This is a genomic window from Sphingopyxis sp. (genome assembly GCF_965227415.1).
In the GTDB taxonomy this organism is placed as follows: domain Bacteria; phylum Pseudomonadota; class Alphaproteobacteria; order Sphingomonadales; family Sphingomonadaceae; genus Sphingopyxis.
Genome location: NZ_OZ245749.1, coordinates 3,258,600 through 3,277,941, shown reverse-complemented (window position 1 = coordinate 3,277,941; position 19,342 = coordinate 3,258,600). Strand labels below are relative to the sequence as shown.

General features: G+C 65.7%; 18 protein-coding genes and 1 tRNA gene. 11 read left to right on the top strand and 8 right to left on the bottom strand.

Going from position 1 to position 19,342, the window contains the following annotated elements:
* Positions 1-49 precede the first annotated feature (49 nt).
* On the top strand, positions 50-916 hold the full coding sequence (locus ACO055_RS15930) for a hypothetical protein (RefSeq protein WP_422059809.1): 867 nt from the start codon (positions 50-52) through the stop codon (positions 914-916).
* Positions 861-1,682, top strand: a complete 822-nt coding sequence (locus ACO055_RS15925) for a hypothetical protein (protein ID WP_422059808.1) — start codon at positions 861-863, stop codon at positions 1,680-1,682. The genes ACO055_RS15930 and ACO055_RS15925 overlap by 56 nt, the downstream gene beginning before the upstream one ends.
* A gap of 456 nt (positions 1,683-2,138) precedes the next feature.
* Here the strand turns inward: ACO055_RS15925 and ACO055_RS15920 are convergent.
* Positions 2,139-2,212: transfer RNA gene (locus tag ACO055_RS15920), tRNA-Cys, on the bottom strand.
* A gap of 21 nt (positions 2,213-2,233) precedes the next feature.
* On the opposite strand from ACO055_RS15920, the gene ACO055_RS15915 reads away from it, so the two are divergent.
* The 4 genes from ACO055_RS15915 (at position 2,234) to ACO055_RS15900 (ending at position 5,178) form a co-directional block, all read left to right on the top strand.
* Positions 2,234-2,383 carry a hypothetical protein gene (locus tag ACO055_RS15915; protein WP_422059807.1) on the top strand — a complete coding sequence of 50 codons (150 nt, stop codon included), beginning with the start codon at positions 2,234-2,236 and terminating at the stop codon, positions 2,381-2,383.
* A 73-nt stretch (positions 2,384-2,456) separates the two neighbouring features.
* Positions 2,457-3,119 (top strand): protein-L-isoaspartate O-methyltransferase family protein, encoded by a 663-nt coding sequence (locus ACO055_RS15910; RefSeq protein WP_422059806.1) that lies wholly within the window; start codon positions 2,457-2,459, stop codon positions 3,117-3,119.
* Between the two features lie 39 nt (positions 3,120-3,158).
* Positions 3,159-4,655: a TolC family outer membrane protein gene (locus tag ACO055_RS15905; protein ID WP_422059805.1), complete on the top strand. Its 1,497-nt coding sequence runs from the start codon at positions 3,159-3,161 to the stop codon at positions 4,653-4,655.
* Positions 4,656-4,782: 127 nt separating this feature from the next.
* Positions 4,783-5,178, top strand: a complete 396-nt coding sequence (locus ACO055_RS15900) for a DUF2497 domain-containing protein (RefSeq protein ID WP_422059804.1) — start codon at positions 4,783-4,785, stop codon at positions 5,176-5,178.
* A 39-nt stretch (positions 5,179-5,217) separates the two neighbouring features.
* Here the strand turns inward: ACO055_RS15900 and nudC are convergent, their stop codons facing one another.
* The 3 genes from nudC to ACO055_RS15885 are packed head-to-tail and all read right to left on the bottom strand — an operon-like array spanning position 5,218 to position 8,401.
* On the bottom strand, positions 5,218-6,087 hold the full coding sequence (nudC, locus tag ACO055_RS15895; RefSeq protein ID WP_422059803.1) for an NAD(+) diphosphatase: 870 nt from the start codon (positions 6,085-6,087) through the stop codon (positions 5,218-5,220).
* Complete coding sequence (locus tag ACO055_RS15890; RefSeq protein WP_422059802.1) at positions 6,087-7,376, bottom strand: serine hydrolase domain-containing protein; 1,290 nt, start codon at positions 7,374-7,376, stop codon at positions 6,087-6,089. Before ACO055_RS15890 ends, nudC begins: the two co-directional genes overlap by 1 nt.
* Entirely contained in the window at positions 7,373-8,401 is a 1,029-nt protein-coding gene (locus ACO055_RS15885) for an A/G-specific adenine glycosylase (RefSeq protein WP_422059801.1), read from the bottom strand. The genes ACO055_RS15890 and ACO055_RS15885 overlap by 4 nt, the downstream gene beginning before the upstream one ends.
* A 26-nt stretch (positions 8,402-8,427) precedes the next feature.
* Between ACO055_RS15885 and ACO055_RS15880 the strand changes: the two genes are divergently transcribed.
* The 4 genes from ACO055_RS15880 (at position 8,428) to smc (ending at position 14,122) form a co-directional block, all read left to right on the top strand.
* A complete protein-coding gene (locus ACO055_RS15880) occupies positions 8,428-9,000 on the top strand; it encodes a DUF721 domain-containing protein (protein ID WP_422059800.1) in 573 nt (190 codons plus the stop codon).
* 15 nt (positions 9,001-9,015) lie between these two features.
* The gene (locus tag ACO055_RS15875) at positions 9,016-9,732 is read left to right on the top strand and encodes a thioredoxin domain-containing protein (RefSeq protein WP_422059799.1); all 717 of its coding nucleotides are present in this window, start codon (positions 9,016-9,018) and stop codon (positions 9,730-9,732) included.
* Between the two features lie 38 nt (positions 9,733-9,770).
* Positions 9,771-10,517, top strand: a complete 747-nt coding sequence (locus tag ACO055_RS15870) for a thioredoxin domain-containing protein (RefSeq protein ID WP_422059798.1) — start codon at positions 9,771-9,773, stop codon at positions 10,515-10,517.
* Between the two features lie 161 nt (positions 10,518-10,678).
* Positions 10,679-14,122, top strand: coding sequence for a chromosome segregation protein SMC (gene smc / locus ACO055_RS15865; RefSeq protein WP_422059797.1), 3,444 nt, complete (start codon positions 10,679-10,681; stop codon positions 14,120-14,122).
* Between the two features lie 38 nt (positions 14,123-14,160).
* Here the strand turns inward: smc and ubiA are convergent, their stop codons facing one another.
* The 4 genes from ubiA to ACO055_RS15845 form a co-directional block, all read right to left on the bottom strand.
* The gene (ubiA, locus tag ACO055_RS15860; protein WP_422059796.1) at positions 14,161-15,069 is read right to left on the bottom strand and encodes a 4-hydroxybenzoate octaprenyltransferase; all 909 of its coding nucleotides are present in this window, start codon (positions 15,067-15,069) and stop codon (positions 14,161-14,163) included.
* A gap of 69 nt (positions 15,070-15,138) precedes the next feature.
* Positions 15,139-15,831, bottom strand: a complete 693-nt coding sequence (locus ACO055_RS15855) for a TadE/TadG family type IV pilus assembly protein (protein ID WP_422059795.1) — start codon at positions 15,829-15,831, stop codon at positions 15,139-15,141.
* Positions 15,828-16,424: a TadE/TadG family type IV pilus assembly protein gene (locus ACO055_RS15850; RefSeq protein ID WP_422059794.1), complete on the bottom strand. Its 597-nt coding sequence runs from the start codon at positions 16,422-16,424 to the stop codon at positions 15,828-15,830. Before ACO055_RS15850 ends, ACO055_RS15855 begins: the two co-directional genes overlap by 4 nt.
* The gene (locus ACO055_RS15845; protein WP_422059793.1) at positions 16,421-18,367 is read right to left on the bottom strand and encodes a pilus assembly protein TadG-related protein; all 1,947 of its coding nucleotides are present in this window, start codon (positions 18,365-18,367) and stop codon (positions 16,421-16,423) included. The genes ACO055_RS15850 and ACO055_RS15845 overlap by 4 nt, the downstream gene beginning before the upstream one ends.
* 205 nt (positions 18,368-18,572) lie before the next feature.
* Between ACO055_RS15845 and ACO055_RS15840 the strand changes: the two genes are divergently transcribed.
* Positions 18,573-19,316: a 16S rRNA (uracil(1498)-N(3))-methyltransferase gene (locus ACO055_RS15840; protein WP_422059792.1), complete on the top strand. Its 744-nt coding sequence runs from the start codon at positions 18,573-18,575 to the stop codon at positions 19,314-19,316.
* The last annotated feature ends 26 nt before the right edge of the window (positions 19,317-19,342 follow it).

The following is a 19,342-nucleotide window of genomic DNA, read 5'->3' as shown; positions in this document are numbered from 1 at the left end:
AGCCCGAAACGATGCGCATCGACACCCCTTATTAGATTGGAGAAAAGGCATGACCAAAAAGTCCACCAAGTCCACCGCGCTCGTCCCGACCGGAAGGCATAAGGCGCCCGTCAAACGAAAGGCTGCCACGCTTGCGGTCGTGCCCGCCACGGACGACACGCTGCTGTCGATCGTCGACTCCGAACTCGCTCTGGCGAAACTAATCGGCGTTGGAGGCGATGTCGCGCGAGAAGGTGGCGTCGGTCTCGTCACCGGCCGAGCCTATGCAACCCGCGAATGCGTCGTTCCCGCGGAAGAAATATTCTACGATCAGGCCGCGCGGCCCGGTGGCAAGGGCGCGTGGCTCGGAGAGGCGGACAAGGTCAGCTGGCGCGACGAGGTGAGTGGCTACGACTGCATCATGTTGCGTGACACGGACAGTGGCTTTCTATGCGGATATGTCGGCATTCCCCAGGATCACCCTCTCTGGGGCTGGGATGCCGACGCAGTTCCGCCGGACATCGGTATCGATGTGCATGGCGGTTTGACCTATTCACGACTGTGCGAGGAAGGGCCAAGTCCGGCACGTCGTTTAGCCGTAGAGGCGCGCCGCATCTGCCACGTGACATTACGACCGGCGTTCTACCATCCGGTAGAACACGCAACCGACCACCGGGTCGAAAATTCGCATGCGTGGTGGTTCGGCTTCAGTTGCGATCATGCCTACGATCTTAGTCCGAACGATAGGCCGAATTCCTCCGGATCGAAGTCGTCGGAACTTGCCCGGATATATCGTGACGACGCCTATGTTGTCCGGGAAACGATCGCCCTCGCGGCTCAGCTGCGAGCAATCGCTGAAGGAGGCGCGATGCCCGCGCGCGATGGCGCGCCGCCGCCGCTCGGCCTCGATCCTGGTCGCGGGGGTCGCCGTGGCTGACTTTGAGCGTCACGTCGGCGAACTCCCGTGGGGCTGGTGGCTTCGAGCCAATCCGCGCGGCTACGAGGATGAGGCTGGGCGAAATTGGGCGAGCGTCAGGGACGCATTCTGGGTAGGCGAGCTTGGCTTCCCATCGGTCCACTTCGCGCCCGAACAGCATGAACTGATGCTCAGGGTGATGACCGCGATAAAATCGATGTGGTGCGGCGAAGAGCGTCAGCACGACATTTTTGGCGGGGACATGATGTTCTGGCGTTTCTATCAGTGCTGGCTCGCCAGCATCGGAATGGTCGGGAAATCGAACGAGAGGAATTTTTTCGACGGGGGACTGACATCTTTGGGCAGGTCGGTCCTCATGATGCTGCAGGCGACGCGCGAGCCCGAATTCGAGCGCTTGCCAATGTCGGCGGTTGTCGCCGCGGTAAGTGCGAGCAAAGGGCTCGACGCCGAGGCGCGGGAGCGGGCGCTGATCACCTTTGAGCAGCAGGTTGGATTTCGTCGCCATCTGTTCGCGCGCGAAGATTTGGGAAGTCGATACCTGGTGACGTTGACCGGACTTAAGGTTGGCGCGCGGATGCCGACGCGCAATATCGCGTGGTCGCAGTCCTTCGCCGATGCAAAATCGCGCGATGACCTCTTCGCCTGGATCGCCGAGCGGGTGCACCGTTGGGATGATTGGGGGGAGATCGCCTACCGAAAGAGCGCGGCTGCGCTGACAACCCATCTATTGTCGGTCATCGTCGGCGCGGGCGGTCTGTCGCGGTGACCGCTCGTCGCGGGGAGAATGCAACTTTGTAATGGTTGGTCTGCGGAGATTAGGCGCGGCACAAAAGATGACCGCCGTCGAATCGGCATTACCCGCCGGCAAGCAAGCTCGCCGGAGACTTAACTTCTTAGGCCCTCTTTCTGTATCCCGCCTTGGTCCGGTGAAATTCCTGGGCCGCTTTTTAAAGGGCGAGGCAACCTCGTTCTAAGACAGACTGCGGGATTGCCGCGACGAGCAAACGCGACCGCGCAACCGGCTTTGCCAATCGCTCAGCCGAACTGTCAAACTCATCAAATCAAATCCGGACGCACATTGGCGCGACGAGCAGATCAATCGGTCCTCGGCAGATTCGGTTGCCGTGGGAAAGGATTTGTCAGCAAGAGCAACTTTTCTCGTTCCGCAACAACTACTCAATTGCTCACAATGAGTAGTTTTCGTTGCTAATCGACATATAGATGGAGGCCCGAGCCGGAATCGAACCGGCGTGCAAGGATTTGCAGTCCTCTGCGTAACCACTCCGCCATCGGGCCTCGAACGCAGATTAGCGTGGAGTGAGCGCCCCTAGCGAACATGGTCCGCCACTGCAATCCGATTGTTTCCCGACACTGGCGCTGTTTCGCGTTTCGCCGCCGCACTGCGGGCTTGGCGGCTTTCGCTTTGCCAGCTATGCGCGGCGCGACGCGCGGGCATGGCTGTATTAGTATTGCAATACAGCATCGCTTGGGCTAAAGCGGCCCGCAAAGCTTTGGGTCCCAGGGAATCGGAAACGGAACGATGGCAACGAAATTGAGCGAGATTGGTGCGGCCGACATGCGTGCGGCGATGGTCGACAGCCAGCTGCGGACCAACGACGTGATCGATCCCGCCATCATCGCCGCGATGGGAAGCGTGGCGCGCGAAGCGCATGTGCCCGCCGCGCTGTCGGGCGTCGCCTATATGGACCGCGCGATCGCGCTGGGCGAAGGGCGCGCGCTCAACCCGCCGCTCGTCACCGGACGCCTGCTCGTTGCCGCCGAGATTCGCGCCGGGATGCGCGTGCTGCTGATCGGTGCTGCGACGGGCTATACGGCCGCCTTGCTTGCGAAGCTGGGTGCCGAAGTCCACGCGGTCGAGGAACAGGCCGACCTGCTCGGCACCGCGCGCGCCACCGTGACCGGTACCGACATCAAATGGATCGAAGGGCCGCTCGCTGCCGGCGCGCCCAAAGCGGCGCCGTTCGACCGCATCATCATCGAGGGCGCGATCGAGGCGCTGCCCGACGCGCTGGCGAAGCAGCTGGTCGAAGGCGGCCGGATCGTCGCCGCATGGCGCGACGGCACGGTCACGCGCCTTGTCCAGGGGGTGAAGGCGGGCGGCACGATCGCGATCCGCTCTTTCGCCGACATGGACGTCGCGCCGCTGCCCGGCTTTGCCGCACCCCAGCGATTCCAGTTCTAAAGGCATCTCCCCTTTCCCCGTTTCAGGCTGATCATCACGATGCACGATAAGAAGAACAAGACTATCGGTCGCCGCGCTCGCTGGCTTGCCGGCCTGGCGGTGGGGGCGATGACGGTTGCGGCGCCGGCGCACGCCGAGACGCTGCAAGGCGCGCTGGCCAAGGCCTATGAGAATAACCCGACGCTGACCGGCGCGCGCGCGCAGCAGCGCGCGAATGACGAGAATGTCCCGATCCAGAAGGCGTCGGGGCTTCCGAACATCGGCACCTCGGCCGATTATGAGGAAATCCTCGTCCAGCCGGGCAACAGCTTTTCGTCGCCGTCGCGGTCGCTGAGCCTTGGCGGGCGCGTTACCGTCCCGATCTATCAGGGCGGCGCGGTTCGCAACGCGGTGAAGGCAGCAAAATATCGCGTCGAGGCGGGTCAGGCCGATTTGCGCGCGACCGAAGCGAGCGTGTTTTCGCAGGTCGTCGGCGCCTATATGGACGTCATCCGCGATATTGCGATCGTCCAGCTCAACCAGAAGAATGTGTCGGTGCTGCGCACCAATTTGCAGGCGACGAGCGATCGCTTCGAGATCGGCGACCTGACGCGCACCGACGTCGCGCAGTCACGGGCGCGCCTCGCCTTGGCCGAAGGCGATCTGCGCACCTCCGAGGCGAATCTGATCGCCAGCCGCGAAGCCTATATCAAGCTCGTCGGCGAAGCGCCGGTCGACCTGCAAGCCCCGCCGGTGCTGCCGAACCTGCCCGCGACGGCCGAAGATGCGGTGGCGATCGCGCTCAACACCAATCCCGACATCGAAGCGGCAAACCAGCTGGTCAACGCGTCGAAGTCCGACATTGGTGCGGCGCGCGCGACGCGCATGCCGAAGCTGTCGGGCATCGTCAGCGGCGGCTACAGCGACTATCTCGGCTCGATCCAGGGCGTCGACCAGAATGGCAACCGGTTCGCGCAGACGACGACGAGTGCAACGGCGGGCCTTTCGGTGACGCTGCCGATTTTCCAGGGCGGCCGCCCGTCGGCGCAGGTTCGCCAGGCACAGTCGCGCACCAGCCAGGCGATCGAGAATTATGTCGCGATCGAACGCGATGTGATTGCACAGACGCGCGGCGCCTATGCCGCGTGGCAGGCGAACGAGCGGATCATCGCCGCGACCGAGCAAGCGGTCAGCGCGAACGGCCTTTCGCTCGAAGGCGTGCGCGCCGAGAACAGTGTTGGCACGCGGTCAATCCTCGACATTTTGAACGCCGAGCAGGAATATCTGAACACGCAGGTCCAGCTCGTGTCGGCGCGGCGCAACAGCTATGTCGCTGCCTTCTCGGTTCTCGCCGCGATGGGCAAGGCAGAAGCCCGCGACCTGGGGATCGAGGGCGGCGCGCTCTATGATCCCGAAGTCAATTATCGCCGCGTGAGGGGCCAGATCTTCGACTGGGCCGACGATCCGAAGCCGCAACAGCAGGCGACCGATACCAAGGCGGTTCCGGCAGCCACTGCCGATGTTCCTGCCTATGTCGAAGCGGGACCGAAACAATAAGGCTTGGCAAAGCCTGCTCCCGACCGGTAAGATGATGGTTAACCGCCTGTAAGGGCGACCCTGATATCGTGGGGCCCTGAGCGGGCAAATGGGGGCAGTAATGGGCGATCTTTCGCGAGAGCCATCTATGGAAGACATATTGTCGTCGATTCGCCGCGTCATCGCGCGTGACGAGGCCCCCGGTGCCCGCGAGAAACTTCTCGCGACAGAGAGCGATGATGTCCTCGATCTCGACGAGCAAGAATCGGAGGACGATGCCGTGCCCGAGATTCCGACCGAGGAAGAACTGGTTTCGGCCGCAAGTGCCGACGCCGCGCGCCAGTCGCTCGACGCGCTGACCGCCGCAGTCGCTCCCGCCGTCGCAGCCGCCGCGCCCTCACCCGCCGGTGGCCGCTCGATGGAGGAGGTCGTGCTCGACGCGCTCCGCCCCATGCTCAAGGACTGGCTCGACACCAACCTGCCCTCGATGGTCGAGGCGATGGTGGCGAAGGAAATCAGCCGGATTACCGGCAATCGGTTCTGATATGTGCGATCGTTCCTGTCGCGCCGCGATAGGGACGATTCAAGCCGCCCAATCTTCCAGTAGATAGCGCGCGATCGCGAGTGGCGGCGGCGCCATGAAGCTTGCGCCCATCTCGCCTGCCAGCGCCGCGCGCACCTCGGCGCGGTCGACCCACATCGCGGCCTCGATCTCGGTCGTGTCGAGCGTCAGCGCGGGATCGTGCGCGACAGCGCGGCAGCCGATCATCAGCGACGAAGGGAAAGGCCAGGGCTGGCTCGCCACATACGTCACGTCCGAGACGTGAATTCCGGCTTCCTCGAACAATTCGCGCGCCACCGCTTCCTCGAGCGATTCGCCCGGTTCGACGAAGCCCGCGAGCGCCGAGAAGAATCCGGGCGGAAATCCCGGCTGGCGTCCGACGAGGACGCGGCCCTCGCATTCGGCAAGCATGATCACCACCGGGTCGACGCGCGGAAAATGTTCGGCGTTGCACTGGCCACAGCGCCGCCCCCAGCCACCACGGAAAATCTCGGTCGGCGCCGAGCAGACGGCGCAAAAACCGTGGCGTGCGTGCCAGTCGATCAGGCTGCGTGCGCCGCCATAGAGCGCCGCTTCCTCGGACGACAGCAGCGGAAGGAGCCGCATGACGGTGCGCGAGCGCGCGTCGATGCGCGCCCCCGGCGCGGGAGCGCGAACAAAATGCGGAGCACCCGCGTCGTCGATCCCCAGCAGCATCAGGAACCGGTCGTCGGCGGGGTCGAGCGGATCCCACATCAAGCCGCCGCCCTCGCCCGGAACCGGATCGATCCCGTCCATGGCGAGACAGGTCGCGCGCGGATCGGCGATCGCTGCGGCAAAAGCCTCTGCATTCGTCCGCAACTGATCCGCGCGGTCGAGCCGCGCGCCGGTAAAGCCAAGCGGCAAAGGCATCAGCGCGTCATCGCATCGGCGAAAAAGGCCTTGCCGAAATCGCGCTGGAAGGGGAGCGCTTCGGACGGCATATATTGCGCATAACCGCCGACGCGATAGCCGCGTTTGCGATCGACGAACGCAATCGTTCCCGCCGCGCCGCCCCAGCCGTAAATCCCCTCGCCCGTCGGCGAGGTCGGCAGCGAGACACGCCCGCCCGCGCCGAAGCCTTCGCCCGCGACGAAGGTTCCCTTGGTATCGACCGCATCGGACAGGAGGTTCGACATCGCGAGCCGCGCGGTCTCGGGCTTCAGGATTCGCACGCCGCCGGTTTCGCCCTCGCCGAGCAACATCGCGAGGAAACGGTCGTAATCGCGCGCGCTCGAAACAAGACCGCCCCCGCCATAGGGGATTGGCGGCGGGTCGAGATAGATCGAGCTCGTCGCGGGATCGATCGGCAGCAACGCGCCGCCATAGGGCGCATAGTTGGTGGTGAGCCGCCCGACATCGGCCGCCGCGACCTGGAACCCCGTGCTCGTCATGCCGAGCGGGCCAAAGATGCGCGCTTTCAGGAAGGCATCGAACGGCTGGCCCGACACGACCTCGATCACGCGGCCCATCAGGTCGAGCCCGACCGAATAGCTCCAGCGCGTGCCGGGTTCGTAAACGAGCGGCAGCTTGGCGAGACGGTCGGCGAAAGCGGCGAGCCCCGGCGCCGCGACTGCAGGCGGAAAGCCCGGAATCGGCAGCCGGCTAACCTGGCCACCCAGGATCCCCGCCTCGTTATACGCGTCGCGGAGCGGCCCCTTCTGGACGATGCCATAGCCAAGCCCCGCGGTGTGGGTGAGCAGCTGGCGCACAGTGATCGGGCCTTTGGCGGGGCGGACATCGGTGATCGACCCGTCGGGGGTGTTCTGGACATTCATCTTTGCGAAGGCGGGCAGGAAATCGGCGATCGGCTGATCGAGCTTCATCTTGCCTTCTTCGATGAGCAACATCGCGGCCATGCCGGTCACCGGCTTGGTCATCGAATAGAGCCGCCACAGCGTGTCGCCATCGACCGCCTTCGCCGAATCCATCGCCTGCGTACCCGCGCCGAAAACATCGAGCGCGTCCTGACCCTTGCCGATCGCCGCGAGCGTTCCGGCAAGCTCGCGCCGGTCTACGAAGCCTTTCACGAAGGCGTAGGTCGAGGGATAGAGCGCCGCGCCGTCGGCCTTCCACGCAAAGGCCGCGCCCGGTAGCATCGCACCCGCCCCGCCCAGCGCCATACCGCCCAGCAACGCCCGGCGCGAAACCATCATGTTCATGCAACTCTCTCCCGCATCTTGTCGGTCAGTTTTCGATAGAGCGTCGGCAATCCCGCCGCGTCAAGCGCCGAAAGCGGCCACCATTCGCCTTCCCCTGCGGCAAGCGCGCTTTCGCGGCGAACGAGCGTGAGCCGAAGGTCGAAATGGGTGAAGCCATGGTCGACATGAAGGATGCCGGATTCGAGCGGCGCGCTGTCGGTCCATTCGTCGCCAGGCAACGCCCGCATCCCGCCGAGCATGCCTTTGTCGGGTCGGCGGACAAGCCAGATCGCGCCATCCTCCTCGATCCACCAGGCAAGACCATGGCGTTGCGGCTTCGCCTTTTTGGGCGGCTTCACGGGCAGCCGGTCGATGTCGGCCCGCCCCCGCGCGCGGCAATCGGCCATCAGCGGGCAGATCGCGCAACGGGGCGAGCGCGGTGTGCAGATGGTCGCGCCAAGGTCCATCAACGCCTGTGCGAAATCGCCCGGCCGGTCGTCGGGGACGAGCGGCGCCAGTTCGCGGCGAATCTCGCGCTTCGCTGCGGGCAGCGGCGTTTCGATGAGCCGGTGCCGCGCCATCACGCGTTCGACATTGGCATCGATCACCACCGAAGGCCGACCGAAAGCGATCGCGGCGACCGATGCGGCGGTATAGTCGCCGACCCCTGGCAGGGTACGCAGCGCGTCCTCGCTGCCCGGAAAATGCCCGCCATGATCGGCCACGACCGCCCGCGCGCAAGCGAGCAGGTTGCGGGCGCGGGCATAATAGCCAAGCCCCGCCCACGCCGCCATCACATCGGCGTCTTGCGCGGCGGCCAGCGCGGTGACGGTCGGCCAGCGGGCAGTAAACCGCTCGAAATAGGCGGCGACGGCCGCGACGGTCGTTTGTTGCAGCATGATCTCCGCCATCCACACGCGATAGGGGTCGGGCACCGCGTCGCTGTGCGGCGGAATGCGCCACGGCAGCGCGCGCGCCGAGCGGTCGTACCAGCCAAGCAGCCGATCCGCGAAACTGCCATCGATGTGCGAAGTCTGGACGCTCACCCCCCGCCTATGGCATGGCGCCGGGGATGACGAAAGACGTGGGGAAGGACGAGCCCGCCAAAAAGGCGACGGCGAAGCGCGGAGCGAAATCCGCCAAGCCTGCCGCGCGTCCTTACGAGCGGCCGCGCGGCGGCGAGGCGCGATCGATCGCAGACCTTGTTCCGGAAATCGGCCGCACCGCTTTCCGCAAATTCGGCTTCATCCAGTCGTCGGTGGTCAGCCGCTGGCGCGAGATCGTCGGCGACCGGCTTGCCGATGTGACGCAGCCCGCGATGATCCGCTTTCCCGTCGGGCAGAAAGCGGGCGGCACGCTGCACCTCACGATCAGCGGCGCGCACGCCCCGATGCTCCAGCATGTCGCACCCGACATCATCGGCGCGGTCAACCGCTTCTTCGGCTATGCCGCGATCGCGACCGTGCGCATGACCCACGGCCAGGTCACCCCCGCCCCTGCCGTTCAGCCACCGGCAATGCTGAAACCGGTACCGGCGGAACTGGGGGATAGCCTGCGCGACATCGGCGACCCGGAACTGCGCACCGTGCTCGAACGCATGGCGGCAGGGCTGGCGTCGGCGCCCAAAATCCCCAAGATAAGCTAGGAAAGACGGCCAACCATGTCGGCATTTCGAACCCTGTTCCCGTTCCGCGCCCTGGCAACCGCCGCGTTGGCCGGAAGCGCGCTGGCGCTTGTCGCCGCGGCGGCGCCGGCCAAGCCGCTCTGGTCGGCGAATATCGCCACCAGCGCGATCGGCGCGCACATCGTCGGCAATCCCGATGCCAAGGTGAAGATGGTCGAATATTTCAGTTACACCTGCAGCCATTGCGCCGAATTCTCGAAGCTCGGCGACGGCCCGCTCAAGCTTCAATATATCGACAAGGGTCTCGTTCTTTTCGAATACCGCAATCTGGTACGCGATCCGGTCGACATGACCGCCGCGCTTCTCGCCCGCTGCGGCACGGTCAATAATTTTGCCGGCAACCACCGGGCGATCTTTGCGGCGCAGCCCGTCTGGCTCGACAAGGTCGTGAAAGCGAGCACCGCGCAAAAGACGAGCTGGTACGAAGGCACGACCGGGCAGCGCGCGCGCAAGATTGCCGCCGATACCGGGCTTTTGGCGCTGATGCAGAAGCGCGGCTATACCGTCGCGGCGCTGCACGCCTGCCTCGACAGCGAAGTCGCGCAGGCCGAGATTACCGGCATGACCAACATCGCGATCCGCGCCGACGACGTGCACGGCACCCCCGCCTTTTTCATCAACGGTCGCGAAGCCGGCGTGACCGCATGGCCGGCGGTGAAAACGAAACTCGACGCCGCGCTGAAGGGCTCGTAAAAGCCCGCCGAACCGGATCTATTGGAGAAAGCCCGAACATGACCAAGTCCCCCCTGCGCATCCTCCTTCTGTCCTCGCTCGGCGCGCTGGCGCTTGCGGGTTGCGGCGAAAGCAAGACCGACCCGAGCAAAGAACAGGATGTTGTCGCAAAAGTCGCGGCGCCTGCGGGCAAGACATGGTCGGAAACGGTCAGCAAGACCGCCGAAGGCGGCTATGTGATGGGCAACCCCGACGCGCCGATCAAGGTCGTCGAGTTCGCGTCGCTGACCTGTTCGCACTGCGCAGAATTCTCCAAGGAAAGCCATGAGGAGATCAAGCGCGACTTCATCGACACCGGCCGCGTCAGCCTGGAAGTTCATAATTTCATCCGCGATCCGCTCGACGCCACCGCCGCGGCGATCATCCAGTGCGCACCGGTAGACCGCTATTTCCCGCTCGCCGAGAATGTCTTTGCTTCGCAGGAAGAATTGTTCGCTGGCGCACAGGCCAATGGCGCAGGCGGCGAAGCGGCCATGAAGCTCCCCCCCGCACAGCGCTTTCCCGCGCTGGCGAAAGCGTGGAAGCTCGACACCTTCTTCCAGTCGCGCGGCGTGACCGCCGACCAGATCAACGCCTGCCTGGGCAATATCGATAATATCTCGAAGCTTGAGGCGGGCACCAACGCCGCGGCCGAGAAATATACGATCCAGGGTACGCCGACCTTCGTCATCAACGGCCAGGTCGCCGAAGGCATTGCGGCATGGGGCCCGCTCCGCGATCGCCTGCGCACGATGGGCGCCCGCTGAGGCCGGTTCCCGATCCATTTTCGTCATCCCGGCGAAAGCCGGGTGACGAGGATTAGAGAGCCCTTGCGACTCCCCCTGCTGCGCGGCATGACGGCTGCAGGGGGATATGTGACACCAAGGTTACGCCAGCTCCGATTCGGCAAACTGCACGAGGTGGCTTCGTGCAGATAAAGCGGCTGCGCCTGACCGGTTTCAAATCCTTCGTCGAACCCACCGAATTGCGCATCGAACCCGGGCTGACCGGAGTCGTCGGCCCCAATGGCTGCGGCAAGTCGAACCTGCTCGAAGCGATCCGCTGGGTGATGGGCGAATCCTCCGCCAAGTCGATGCGCGGCGGCGGCATGGAGGATGTTATTTTCGCGGGCACCACATCGCGCCCGCCCCGCGACTTCGCCGAAGTCGCAATCCACTGCGACAGCGAAGGCGAACTGGTCGCCGGCCTGGCCGACGCCACCGAGGGCCGCGAACTCGAAATTATCCGCCGGATCGAACGTGGCACCGGCAGCGCCTATCGCGCCAACGGCCGCGACGTGAGGGCGAAGGACGTCGCGCTGATCTTTGCCGACGCGGCGACCGGCGCGCACAGCCCCGCGCTGGTCAGTCAGGGCAAGATCGCGAACGTCATTTCCGCGAAACCGACCGATCGCCGCGCGATGCTGGAGGAGGCCGCGGGCATTGCCGGACTGCACGTCCGCCGCAAGGACGCCGAGCAAAAGCTGCGCGCGACCGAAACCAATCTGACGCGCCTGTCCGAAATCGTTGCCGATATGGAAGTGCGCGCCAACGCGCTGCGCCGTCAGGCGCGCGCGGCGGAACGCTACAAGAAGCTGAGCGACGAAATCCGCGTCGCCGAGGGTCGGCTGATCTACGCCCGCTGGCGCGATGCCGCCGCAGCGGCCGATCAAGCCCGGCGCGACGCCGACAACGCCGAAGCCGCGGTGAAGACAGCACAGCACGAGCTGGATACGGTCTCCGCCGCGCAGACCGAAGTCGCGACCCGTGTCGGCAGCGCGCGCGCCGAAGCGCAGGCAAAGCGCGACGCGCTCGCCGATGCAACCGCGACGCTCGTCCGCCTTCAGGGCGAGGAGCGCGCGGCGCGCCAGCGGCTCCAGGATCTGGCCGCGCAACAACAGCGCCTTGCCGATGACCGCGAGCGCGAGGGTGAATTTGCCCGCGAAGCGCATGGCGCCCTGACCGCGCTCGACGCCGAGGCCAAGGTCCTTGCGCAAGACGTCGCAAAGCACGGCGCGGGCAAGACGGCGCTCGCCGAAGCGAACCACGCCGCGCAGGCGCGCCTGCGCGATGCCGAAGTCGCGCTGGCCCAGGCGCGCGCCAAGGCCGCGAGCGAAGCCGCCGACCGGCGCATTGCCGTTTCGGCACGCGACGCCGCCGACGCGGCAGTACGCCGCGTTGCCAATGACAAGGCGCGTGTCGATGCCGAAATCGCTGCGCTCGGCGACAGCGCTGCGCTCGGCGCAACGCATGCCGAAAGCACGCGAGCGGCCGAAACCGCCGAAGCAGCGATCGCAACAGCCGAAGCGGCTTTGCAGGAAGCCGAAGCCGATCGCGAAGCGACGGCCGCAGACCTGGCAACGATCGAAGCAGGCCTTGCCGAAGCGCGCGCTGCCCTGGCTGCGCTCGACGGCGAAGCCACCACGCTCGAGCGGGCGCTCGCCGCCGCGCGCAGCGGAAAGGATCGCATCCTCGATCAGCTCCGCGTGACATCGGGCTATGAAGCCGCGCTGGCCGCGGCGCTGGGCGACGACCTCGACGCGGGCACCGGCAAAGACGCCGCGCGCAGTTGGGGTGGCGCCGACGCGGCAAAGGGCGATCCCGCGCTGCCTCCCGGCACCAAGCCGCTCGCCGATTTCGTGAATGCCCCCGCAGCGCTCGCACGCCGCCTGGCGCAGGTCGCAGTCGCCGAAGCCGACAACGGCCAGCCGCTCGCGGTCGGGCAGCGCCTCGTGACGGCCGATGGCGTGATGCGTCGCTGGGACGGCTTCGTGACGCGCGGCGACGGCGCGACCGCCTCCGAACGCTTGATGCGCCAGAATCGCCTTGAAGATCTCGCCGCGCAGCGCCCCCAGGTCGAACTCGGCGTGCAGGAACTTCGCGACCGGCGCGATGCCGCAGCCGCCAGGGCCGGCGCCCTCGCCGAGTCGGCGGCAACCGCACGCAAAGGCCTGGCCGGAGCCGACGAGACGCGCCGCACGGCGCTGCGCGCTGCCGACCAGGCACAGGCCGCGCTCGACCGCCACCGCGACGCTGCTGCACTCTTCGACCGCCGGCTCGGCGAAATTGCCGAAGCCACGAAGGAAGCCGCCCAAGGGCTCGCGGCGCAGGACGCCGCGCTTGCCGCACTTCCCGACGACGGCATCGCGCGCGCCGCGCTCGAGGCCGAGGAAGCCGCAGCCGACCGCGCGCGCAACGACGCCGGCGAAGCGCGCGAAGCGCTCGCCGCGCACGACCGCACACTGGCAGCCCTGAGCGAACGGCAGGCCGTCGTCAGCGCCGAAATCAAGAGCTGGAAGGCCCGCGCCGGCGAGGCCGCACGCCGTATCACCGAGATGGACAAGCGCGCCGAAGGCCTCGCCGCCGAAGCCGCCAAGCTGGCCGATCTGCCCGCAAGGCTCGCGGCCGACAGCGGCGCAGCAGAAGCGCAGCAGGCCGCGCTACGCGAACAAGTCGGCGGCGCCGAGGCGCGCGAGCGCGAAGCCGAAGCGGCGCTGCGCGAGGCCGAAACCGCGCTCACCGCGATCCGCGAGCGCGTCGCGGCCGCACGCGAGACGCGCGCAGGCGCCATCGCCCGCTCCGAAAATGCCGAACTTCGCCGCATCGAAATGGGGCGTTTGTCGGGCGAGCGCTTTGAATGCCCGCCGCCGCTGCTCCCGCAAAAGGCCGGGTTCGACAGCGACAGCGTCCATGATGCGACCGCGGAATCGGCGCAGCACGACCGGCTGATCGCCGACCGCGAGCGGCTCGGCCCGGTCAATCTCGTTGCTGCCGACGAACTCGCCGAACTCGACTCCGAGCGCGAGAAGAGCGCTGCCGAGATCGATGAATTGACGCAGGCGGTGAACCGTCTCCGCGGCTCGATCGGCAATCTCAACCGCGAAGGCCGGGTCCGGCTGCTCGCAGCGTTCGAGACGGTGAACGAACATTTCCAGCGCCTGTTCACGACTCTCTTCAACGGCGGCCAGGCGCATCTCGAACTCGTCGATTCGGACGATCCGCTCGAGGCCGGGCTCGAAATCATGGCGCAGCCGCCGGGCAAGCGGCTCGGCACCCTGACCCTGTTGTCGGGCGGCGAGCAGGCGCTGACCGCGATCGCCTTGATCTTCGGCCTGTTCCTGACCAATCCGGCGCCGATCTGCGTCCTCGACGAAGTCGACGCCCCGCTCGACGACGCCAATATCGAGCGCTTCTGCGACCTGCTCGACCGCATGACGCGCGAGACGAACACCCGCTATCTGATCGTCACCCACAATGCCGTGACGATGGCACGCATGCACCGGCTGTTCGGGGTCACGATGATCGAAAAGGGCGTGAGCCGCCTTGTGTCGGTCGATCTGGGCGGCGCCGAGGAGCTGCTCGCGGCGGAATGATATCCTCCCCATCGCTTCGCGACAGGGAGGATCGAAACTCAGGGCGCGCTGCCCACGACCAGCATCGCTGCGAACACCAGCAGCCCCGCAAAGCGGTTGCTGCGGAATTTCGCGAGCGCGTCGGCGCCATTGGCGGGATCGAGCGTGACGACTTGCCCCGTCAGGTGCAGCGCAGCCGGGATCAGCGCGACCAGGACCAGCGGATCGGGGCGGACGGCCCAGAGCGCCGCGCCCCAAAACGCCAGCGCCAGCGCATAGCACAGGCCGACGCCGCCCTTTACATGTCGCCCCATCGCGCGCGCGCTCGACTTCACGCCGACCAGCGCGTCATCCTCGATATCCTGGAGCGCATAGATGGTGTCGTAACCGATCACCCACGCGATGCAGCCGCCGTACAGAAGCGGTAATCCGGATCCTTCGGGCCCTGCGACCGCAACCCAGCCGACGAGCGCGCCCCAGCTGAACACCAGGCCCAGCCACGCCTGCGGCCACCAGGTGATGCGCTTCATGAAGGGATAGGCAGCGACCAGAAAGAGGCTGGCAAGCGCGACGATCTGCGCCGGCCAGCGGAGCTGGATCAGGACGAGCAGCCCGACGAGCGACAGCAGCAGGGTCCACAGCAGCGCATTGCGCACCGAAACCGCACCGCTTGCGACAGGGCGCGATGCGGTGCGCGCGACCTGCGCATCGAGATCGCGGTCGACGATGTCGTTATAGACGCAGCCCGCGCCGCGCATCGCGATCGCGCCGAGCAGAAGCCACAGGAGCAGCGGCCAGTGATCGACCGCGCCGCCGCCGAGCGCCAGCGCAAAGGCGCAGGGCCAATAGAGCAGCCACCAACCGATCGGCCGGTCGAACCGCGCAAGCAGCGCATAGGGCCGCGCACCTGCGGGCAGATAGGCGAGGAAACCCTGAAGCTGGCTGTCGGGCGGGTGCGTTGCAGTCATCGTCCGGCGCGCGATAGCAGCCGGAGCGTCGCCGATAAATGACCGATTACGAAATCGGACGTCGGCGCGTCAGGTGCAGGACGACTTGGTGACCGAGGGCGACGGATTATAGACGCCGCCACCATCCGGCCCTTCGAGGTCGCGCCCTTCGCGGATATTGAAGGCCGCCTCGTTCCGGATCGTCCGCGGACCCAGCCAGTTACCATAGGCAACCGGCTGATATCGATAGGTGACTTCGACGAACATGATCGCCGTGCCCGACACCGCCTTGACCTGGTTGTTGGACGGGCCCATCCCCGGAAAGCTCGATCCGGTCGCGCCGGTGCCCTGCGGGCCATAGCTCGAATTGATGTTCAGATCGCCATAGCAACGCTGCCATTTGATCGTCTGGCCGCCGTCGTCATTGACCTCGAGGCTCGACAGGATGATCCGGCCGTTCTGCTTGAAGCTCAGGCCGGAGGCCTGCGCCTCGGCGCCAGCAAAGACGTCGTTGATGTCGACTTCGCGCACACGCGGCAGCGACAGGTTGCTGCCATAGGCGATACGCGCCGCATTGTCGGCGGTGTTGAGGCCGATCTGGCTGATCCGCGTGTTCACCAGCGTCAGGTTCGAAATCTCGATGCCGCCGAAGCCGATCAGGACGAGCAGCGGGACGCAAAAGGCCATTTCGACCATCACCGTCGCGCGATTGTCCCGAAGCAGGCGCGTGCGGCGCAGGGCGCGCCGACCAGCGATCTTCGTCCGGCGGAGGAGCGGGTTCACGTGCATATCACCTTACTCGACACTGTGTTGGCGTTGAACGGCTGGTTGCGCAGCACGGTGGTCGAAACCAGCGTCTTTTGCTGCGGCTGGCCGAGCATCCGCCAGACCGGCAGGATGCGGTCATATTTCATCGACGCAATATAGACGACGACATCGTCGGCACCGCCGTTACCGGTCGAACCGCGGTCGGCGTCCCAAGCCCCGTTGGCGTTCATATCCTCGAAGCATTCACCGCTGTCATAGCTGTTGTTCGCATTCTTGTCGGTGAAGGGTTCGGGCTTGCCGACCTCGGTAAAGCTTTCATAGGATTTGCGCGAAAAATTCACCTGCGCGTCCTTGAAGACGTTCCGCACGCGGGCCCTTACCTCGGCGTCGAGCGACGACGGGTCGTTGATATAGCCTTCGAGCGTCGACGAGCGCGCCGCCTTGTTCACGGCGCCCTGCAACACCTGCTGGCCATAGAGCTGCCAGCAATAATCGATGCCGCCGAGCGCGAGCAGGAGGAAGAGCGGCGCCGCCAGCGCGAATTCCATGAAGGCCGTGGCGCGCCGGTCGCGCGCCAGGCGGCGGACGAAAGCGAACCGCCGGGTCACTGCGACAGCCTCAGCTTCGAGATTTGCCGGGCGATGGCCTGGAAATTCTCATTGAGCTGCGCCGAATTCGCTGCCGAATAGGTCTTGCCCGGCGTCGCGCACGTCTTCAGCGGCGTCGTGATCGACGTACCGAAGCCAACGACCCAGATCGTCACATTCTTGGCCTTGATCGCCTCGCAGATCTGGAGGAATCGATTGACGTGGCGGTTGACGGCGTCGGTGTCGCTCGTCGCGCCGATGCGCCCGGTCGATTGCTCCTGACTCTGGAACGAGAAGTTGGAACGCGGCGCGGTCGGTTCGCCATCGGTCATGAAGACGATGTGGCGTGCGATCGGCCGGTTGTTCGGCGCGGTCGCATTTTCGCTCGCGAACAGACCGTCAGGCGACAGCAGCCGCGCGCCCCAGACCATGCCGACGTCATGATAGGTATAGCCCTGCGCCTTCAGCAAACCGATGTAGTTCGAGAAGGTCGTCCGATCGTTTTTCGTCATCGTCGTCAGCTTCATCGCCGCCGGCGGACAGGCCGCGATGTCCGAACCGCCCGTGGCATTGTCGCCAAAGCTGTTGACGTTCGACGTGCTGGTCGAGTCGGTGTCCGCCGTCGAATTGCGACTATAGGCAAAGTCGGACAGGAACATCCGCCATTGCGTCGCCTCATCCGCGGTCGGAACCAAATCGATGTTCATGTCATAGGCCGTCGATGGCGCCGTCTGCGTCGAGCTGAACGGTTTGGTGGCGCGTTCGATGATGCAACCGCCCCAGCTCCAGGTTTCATTGACGCCCTTGGTACCCGTGCTGAAGGTCAGGCCAGTGCCGTCCTTGCCGGCCGCGACATCCAGGTCGCGGTTCTGATAGGTAAAGTGCGAGAAGGCCGGAACCTGGGTCAGCGTCGACGGATTCGTCTCGGTATAGAGATAGTCGCGCTGACGCCGCTGGCATCGGCTGCTGCCGGAGCTCCACTGATACTCGTATTTTTTGTACGTCCAGTCCTGCTTGACGTCCGACTTCGTGATCCTGTTCCCGCTGCCGTCGATATACTGGCTGGTCTGGGTCGACGTCGGCGATCCCGACTTGCTGGCGGTGCCGCCAGCCCCTTGCGCAGCTACCGTGCAATTCGCCTGCGTGATGCCGCTCGACAGGTTTGAATAGGTCGACCAGCTGCTGCCCGATACCGCCGTGCCGGGATAGGTCGTGCCGCTCACGGCGCCGTCGACCGATGTTCCGGTGCTCCAGTTGTCGAAGTGCGGAGTGCGCGACGGCGTCGGCGCCTTGTCGGCAATCCAGGCCGGGTTGGCCGCATACAGGATCGAGCCGACATTGACCGTACCGCTGTACGGCACGACGCCGAACCGCAGACGCCCGTCGCCCAGGTCGGCGGTCGTCAGCGTATCGAAGAACGCGACCGACGCCGACTTCAGCGCCTCGATGCGTGACACCGAGTCGCCCGAATTCACCGTGTCCATCGACCCGGTGACGTCGAGCACCATCATGATGTCGGCGTTGGAGATTTCGAGCTTCGCGGTGCAGTTCACCGACAGGTCGAAACCTTCGAAAGAGAATACGCGCATCACCGTCGACGGGAGACGTGCCGTCGCGGTACCGTTGACGTCGGCGGTGCCTTGCGCGACCGAGTTGAAGGTGACGCCCGTGCTGCCATAGGCATCGGACGCATAGTTGACCGAGAACATCTTGCTCGCCTCGGACTTCGCTTCAGTCGTGTAGGCGCCGCCCGCCATCGAGCGGCGGCCGGCGAGCACGCCGGCATCGCACGCCTGTTGCAGGCGAAGCTGCGCCATATAGGCGCGCCCGATGTCGATGCCCGATCCGGCGAAACCGACGATCGGCACGATCATGGCTGCCGTCAGCATCATGGCGTTGCCGCGCTGGTCGCGAATCAGGTTCGAGGTGCCAGCCTTTAGGCGGCGGAAAAAGGTCCCTCGCATGGTCTAAAACCCCTCTTGGCCAACACCCGCTACCCACCCAGATGCGTGTCCGGCGTCTTGCACCTAAGGCAGGAGTGCTTACCAAATTGCTAATCGCATCCGGCGGCATCCGCAGTTTTCTGCCCTTTCTGACCCGTATCGGGACACAAGCGTTTCTATTGCGTCGACAGATGCGCAAGAAATCGCCGTCTGCTATCGCCGTCTGATGCCCGCCACACCCGCTTGGCCGCCCGCCAGCACGCCCCGCCTTTTCATCGACCAGCCGCTGGGATCGGATGCCGCGCCTGTCATCGAGGGTCCGGCGGCGCATTATCTGTTGAACGTGATGCGGCTGAAGGCCGGCGATCCGCTGCTGCTGTTCGACAATCGCAGCGGCGAATGGCTCGCTGTCATCGCCGACGCGGGAAAGCGCGCCGCGACTCTGCGCATCGAGCGCCAGACGCGGCCGCTCGAACAGGTGCCCGACCTCTGGCTCTGCTTCGCGCCCGTCAAGAAAGCGCGCCTCGACTGGATCATCGAAAAAGCGACCGAGCTGGGTGTCCGTCGCCTTCAGCCGGTGATCACCGAACGCACGATCGTCGAGCGCGTGAAGAGCGAGCGCCTCGAGGCGCAGATCGTCGAGGCATGCGAGCAATGCGGGCGCACGGCAGTGCCCGAGCTTGCCGATCCGGTGAAGCTGCCGCAGCTCTTGAAGAGCTGGCCCGGCGATCGCACGCTCCTGTTCGCCGACGAAGAGGGCGGCGCGCCGATGGCGACGATCGCTGCGCCGGCGCCCGCCGCGATCCTGACCGGACCCGAGGGCGGCTTCACGGTGCGCGAGCGCGACCTTCTGCTCACGGTCTCCGCAGTGCGCCGAGTCGCGCTCGGCCCCCGAATCCTGCGCGCGGAAACCGCAGCAATCGCCGCAATCGGCGTGTGGATGGCGCAGCACGGCGACTGGACCGCCTGATCGCGTGAACCTGTTCTATTATGGGA

What these genes read in the sequence shown, in the direction of transcription:
- ACO055_RS15875 (WP_422059799.1), top strand. Translation starts at nt 9,016, where the DNA reads ATGTCGGCATTTCGAACCCTGTTCCCGTTCCGCGCCCTGGCAACCGCC.
- ACO055_RS15840 (WP_422059792.1), top strand. Translation starts at nt 18,573, where the DNA reads ATGCCCGCCACACCCGCTTGGCCGCCCGCCAGCACGCCCCGCCTTTTC.
- ACO055_RS15925 (WP_422059808.1), top strand. Translation starts at nt 861, where the DNA reads ATGGCGCGCCGCCGCCGCTCGGCCTCGATCCTGGTCGCGGGGGTCGCC.
- ACO055_RS15845 (WP_422059793.1), bottom strand. Translation starts at nt 18,367, where the DNA reads ATGCGAGGGACCTTTTTCCGCCGCCTAAAGGCTGGCACCTCGAACCTG.
- ubiA (WP_422059796.1), bottom strand. Translation starts at nt 15,069, where the DNA reads ATGACTGCAACGCACCCGCCCGACAGCCAGCTTCAGGGTTTCCTCGCC.
- ACO055_RS15910 (WP_422059806.1), top strand. Translation starts at nt 2,457, where the DNA reads ATGGCAACGAAATTGAGCGAGATTGGTGCGGCCGACATGCGTGCGGCG.
- ACO055_RS15870 (WP_422059798.1), top strand. Translation starts at nt 9,771, where the DNA reads ATGACCAAGTCCCCCCTGCGCATCCTCCTTCTGTCCTCGCTCGGCGCG.
- ACO055_RS15890 (WP_422059802.1), bottom strand. Translation starts at nt 7,376, where the DNA reads ATGAACATGATGGTTTCGCGCCGGGCGTTGCTGGGCGGTATGGCGCTG.
- ACO055_RS15905 (WP_422059805.1), top strand. Translation starts at nt 3,159, where the DNA reads ATGCACGATAAGAAGAACAAGACTATCGGTCGCCGCGCTCGCTGGCTT.
- nudC (WP_422059803.1), bottom strand. Translation starts at nt 6,087, where the DNA reads ATGCCTTTGCCGCTTGGCTTTACCGGCGCGCGGCTCGACCGCGCGGAT.
- ACO055_RS15930 (WP_422059809.1), top strand. Translation starts at nt 50, where the DNA reads ATGACCAAAAAGTCCACCAAGTCCACCGCGCTCGTCCCGACCGGAAGG.
- ACO055_RS15900 (WP_422059804.1), top strand. Translation starts at nt 4,783, where the DNA reads ATGGAAGACATATTGTCGTCGATTCGCCGCGTCATCGCGCGTGACGAG.
- ACO055_RS15880 (WP_422059800.1), top strand. Translation starts at nt 8,428, where the DNA reads ATGACGAAAGACGTGGGGAAGGACGAGCCCGCCAAAAAGGCGACGGCG.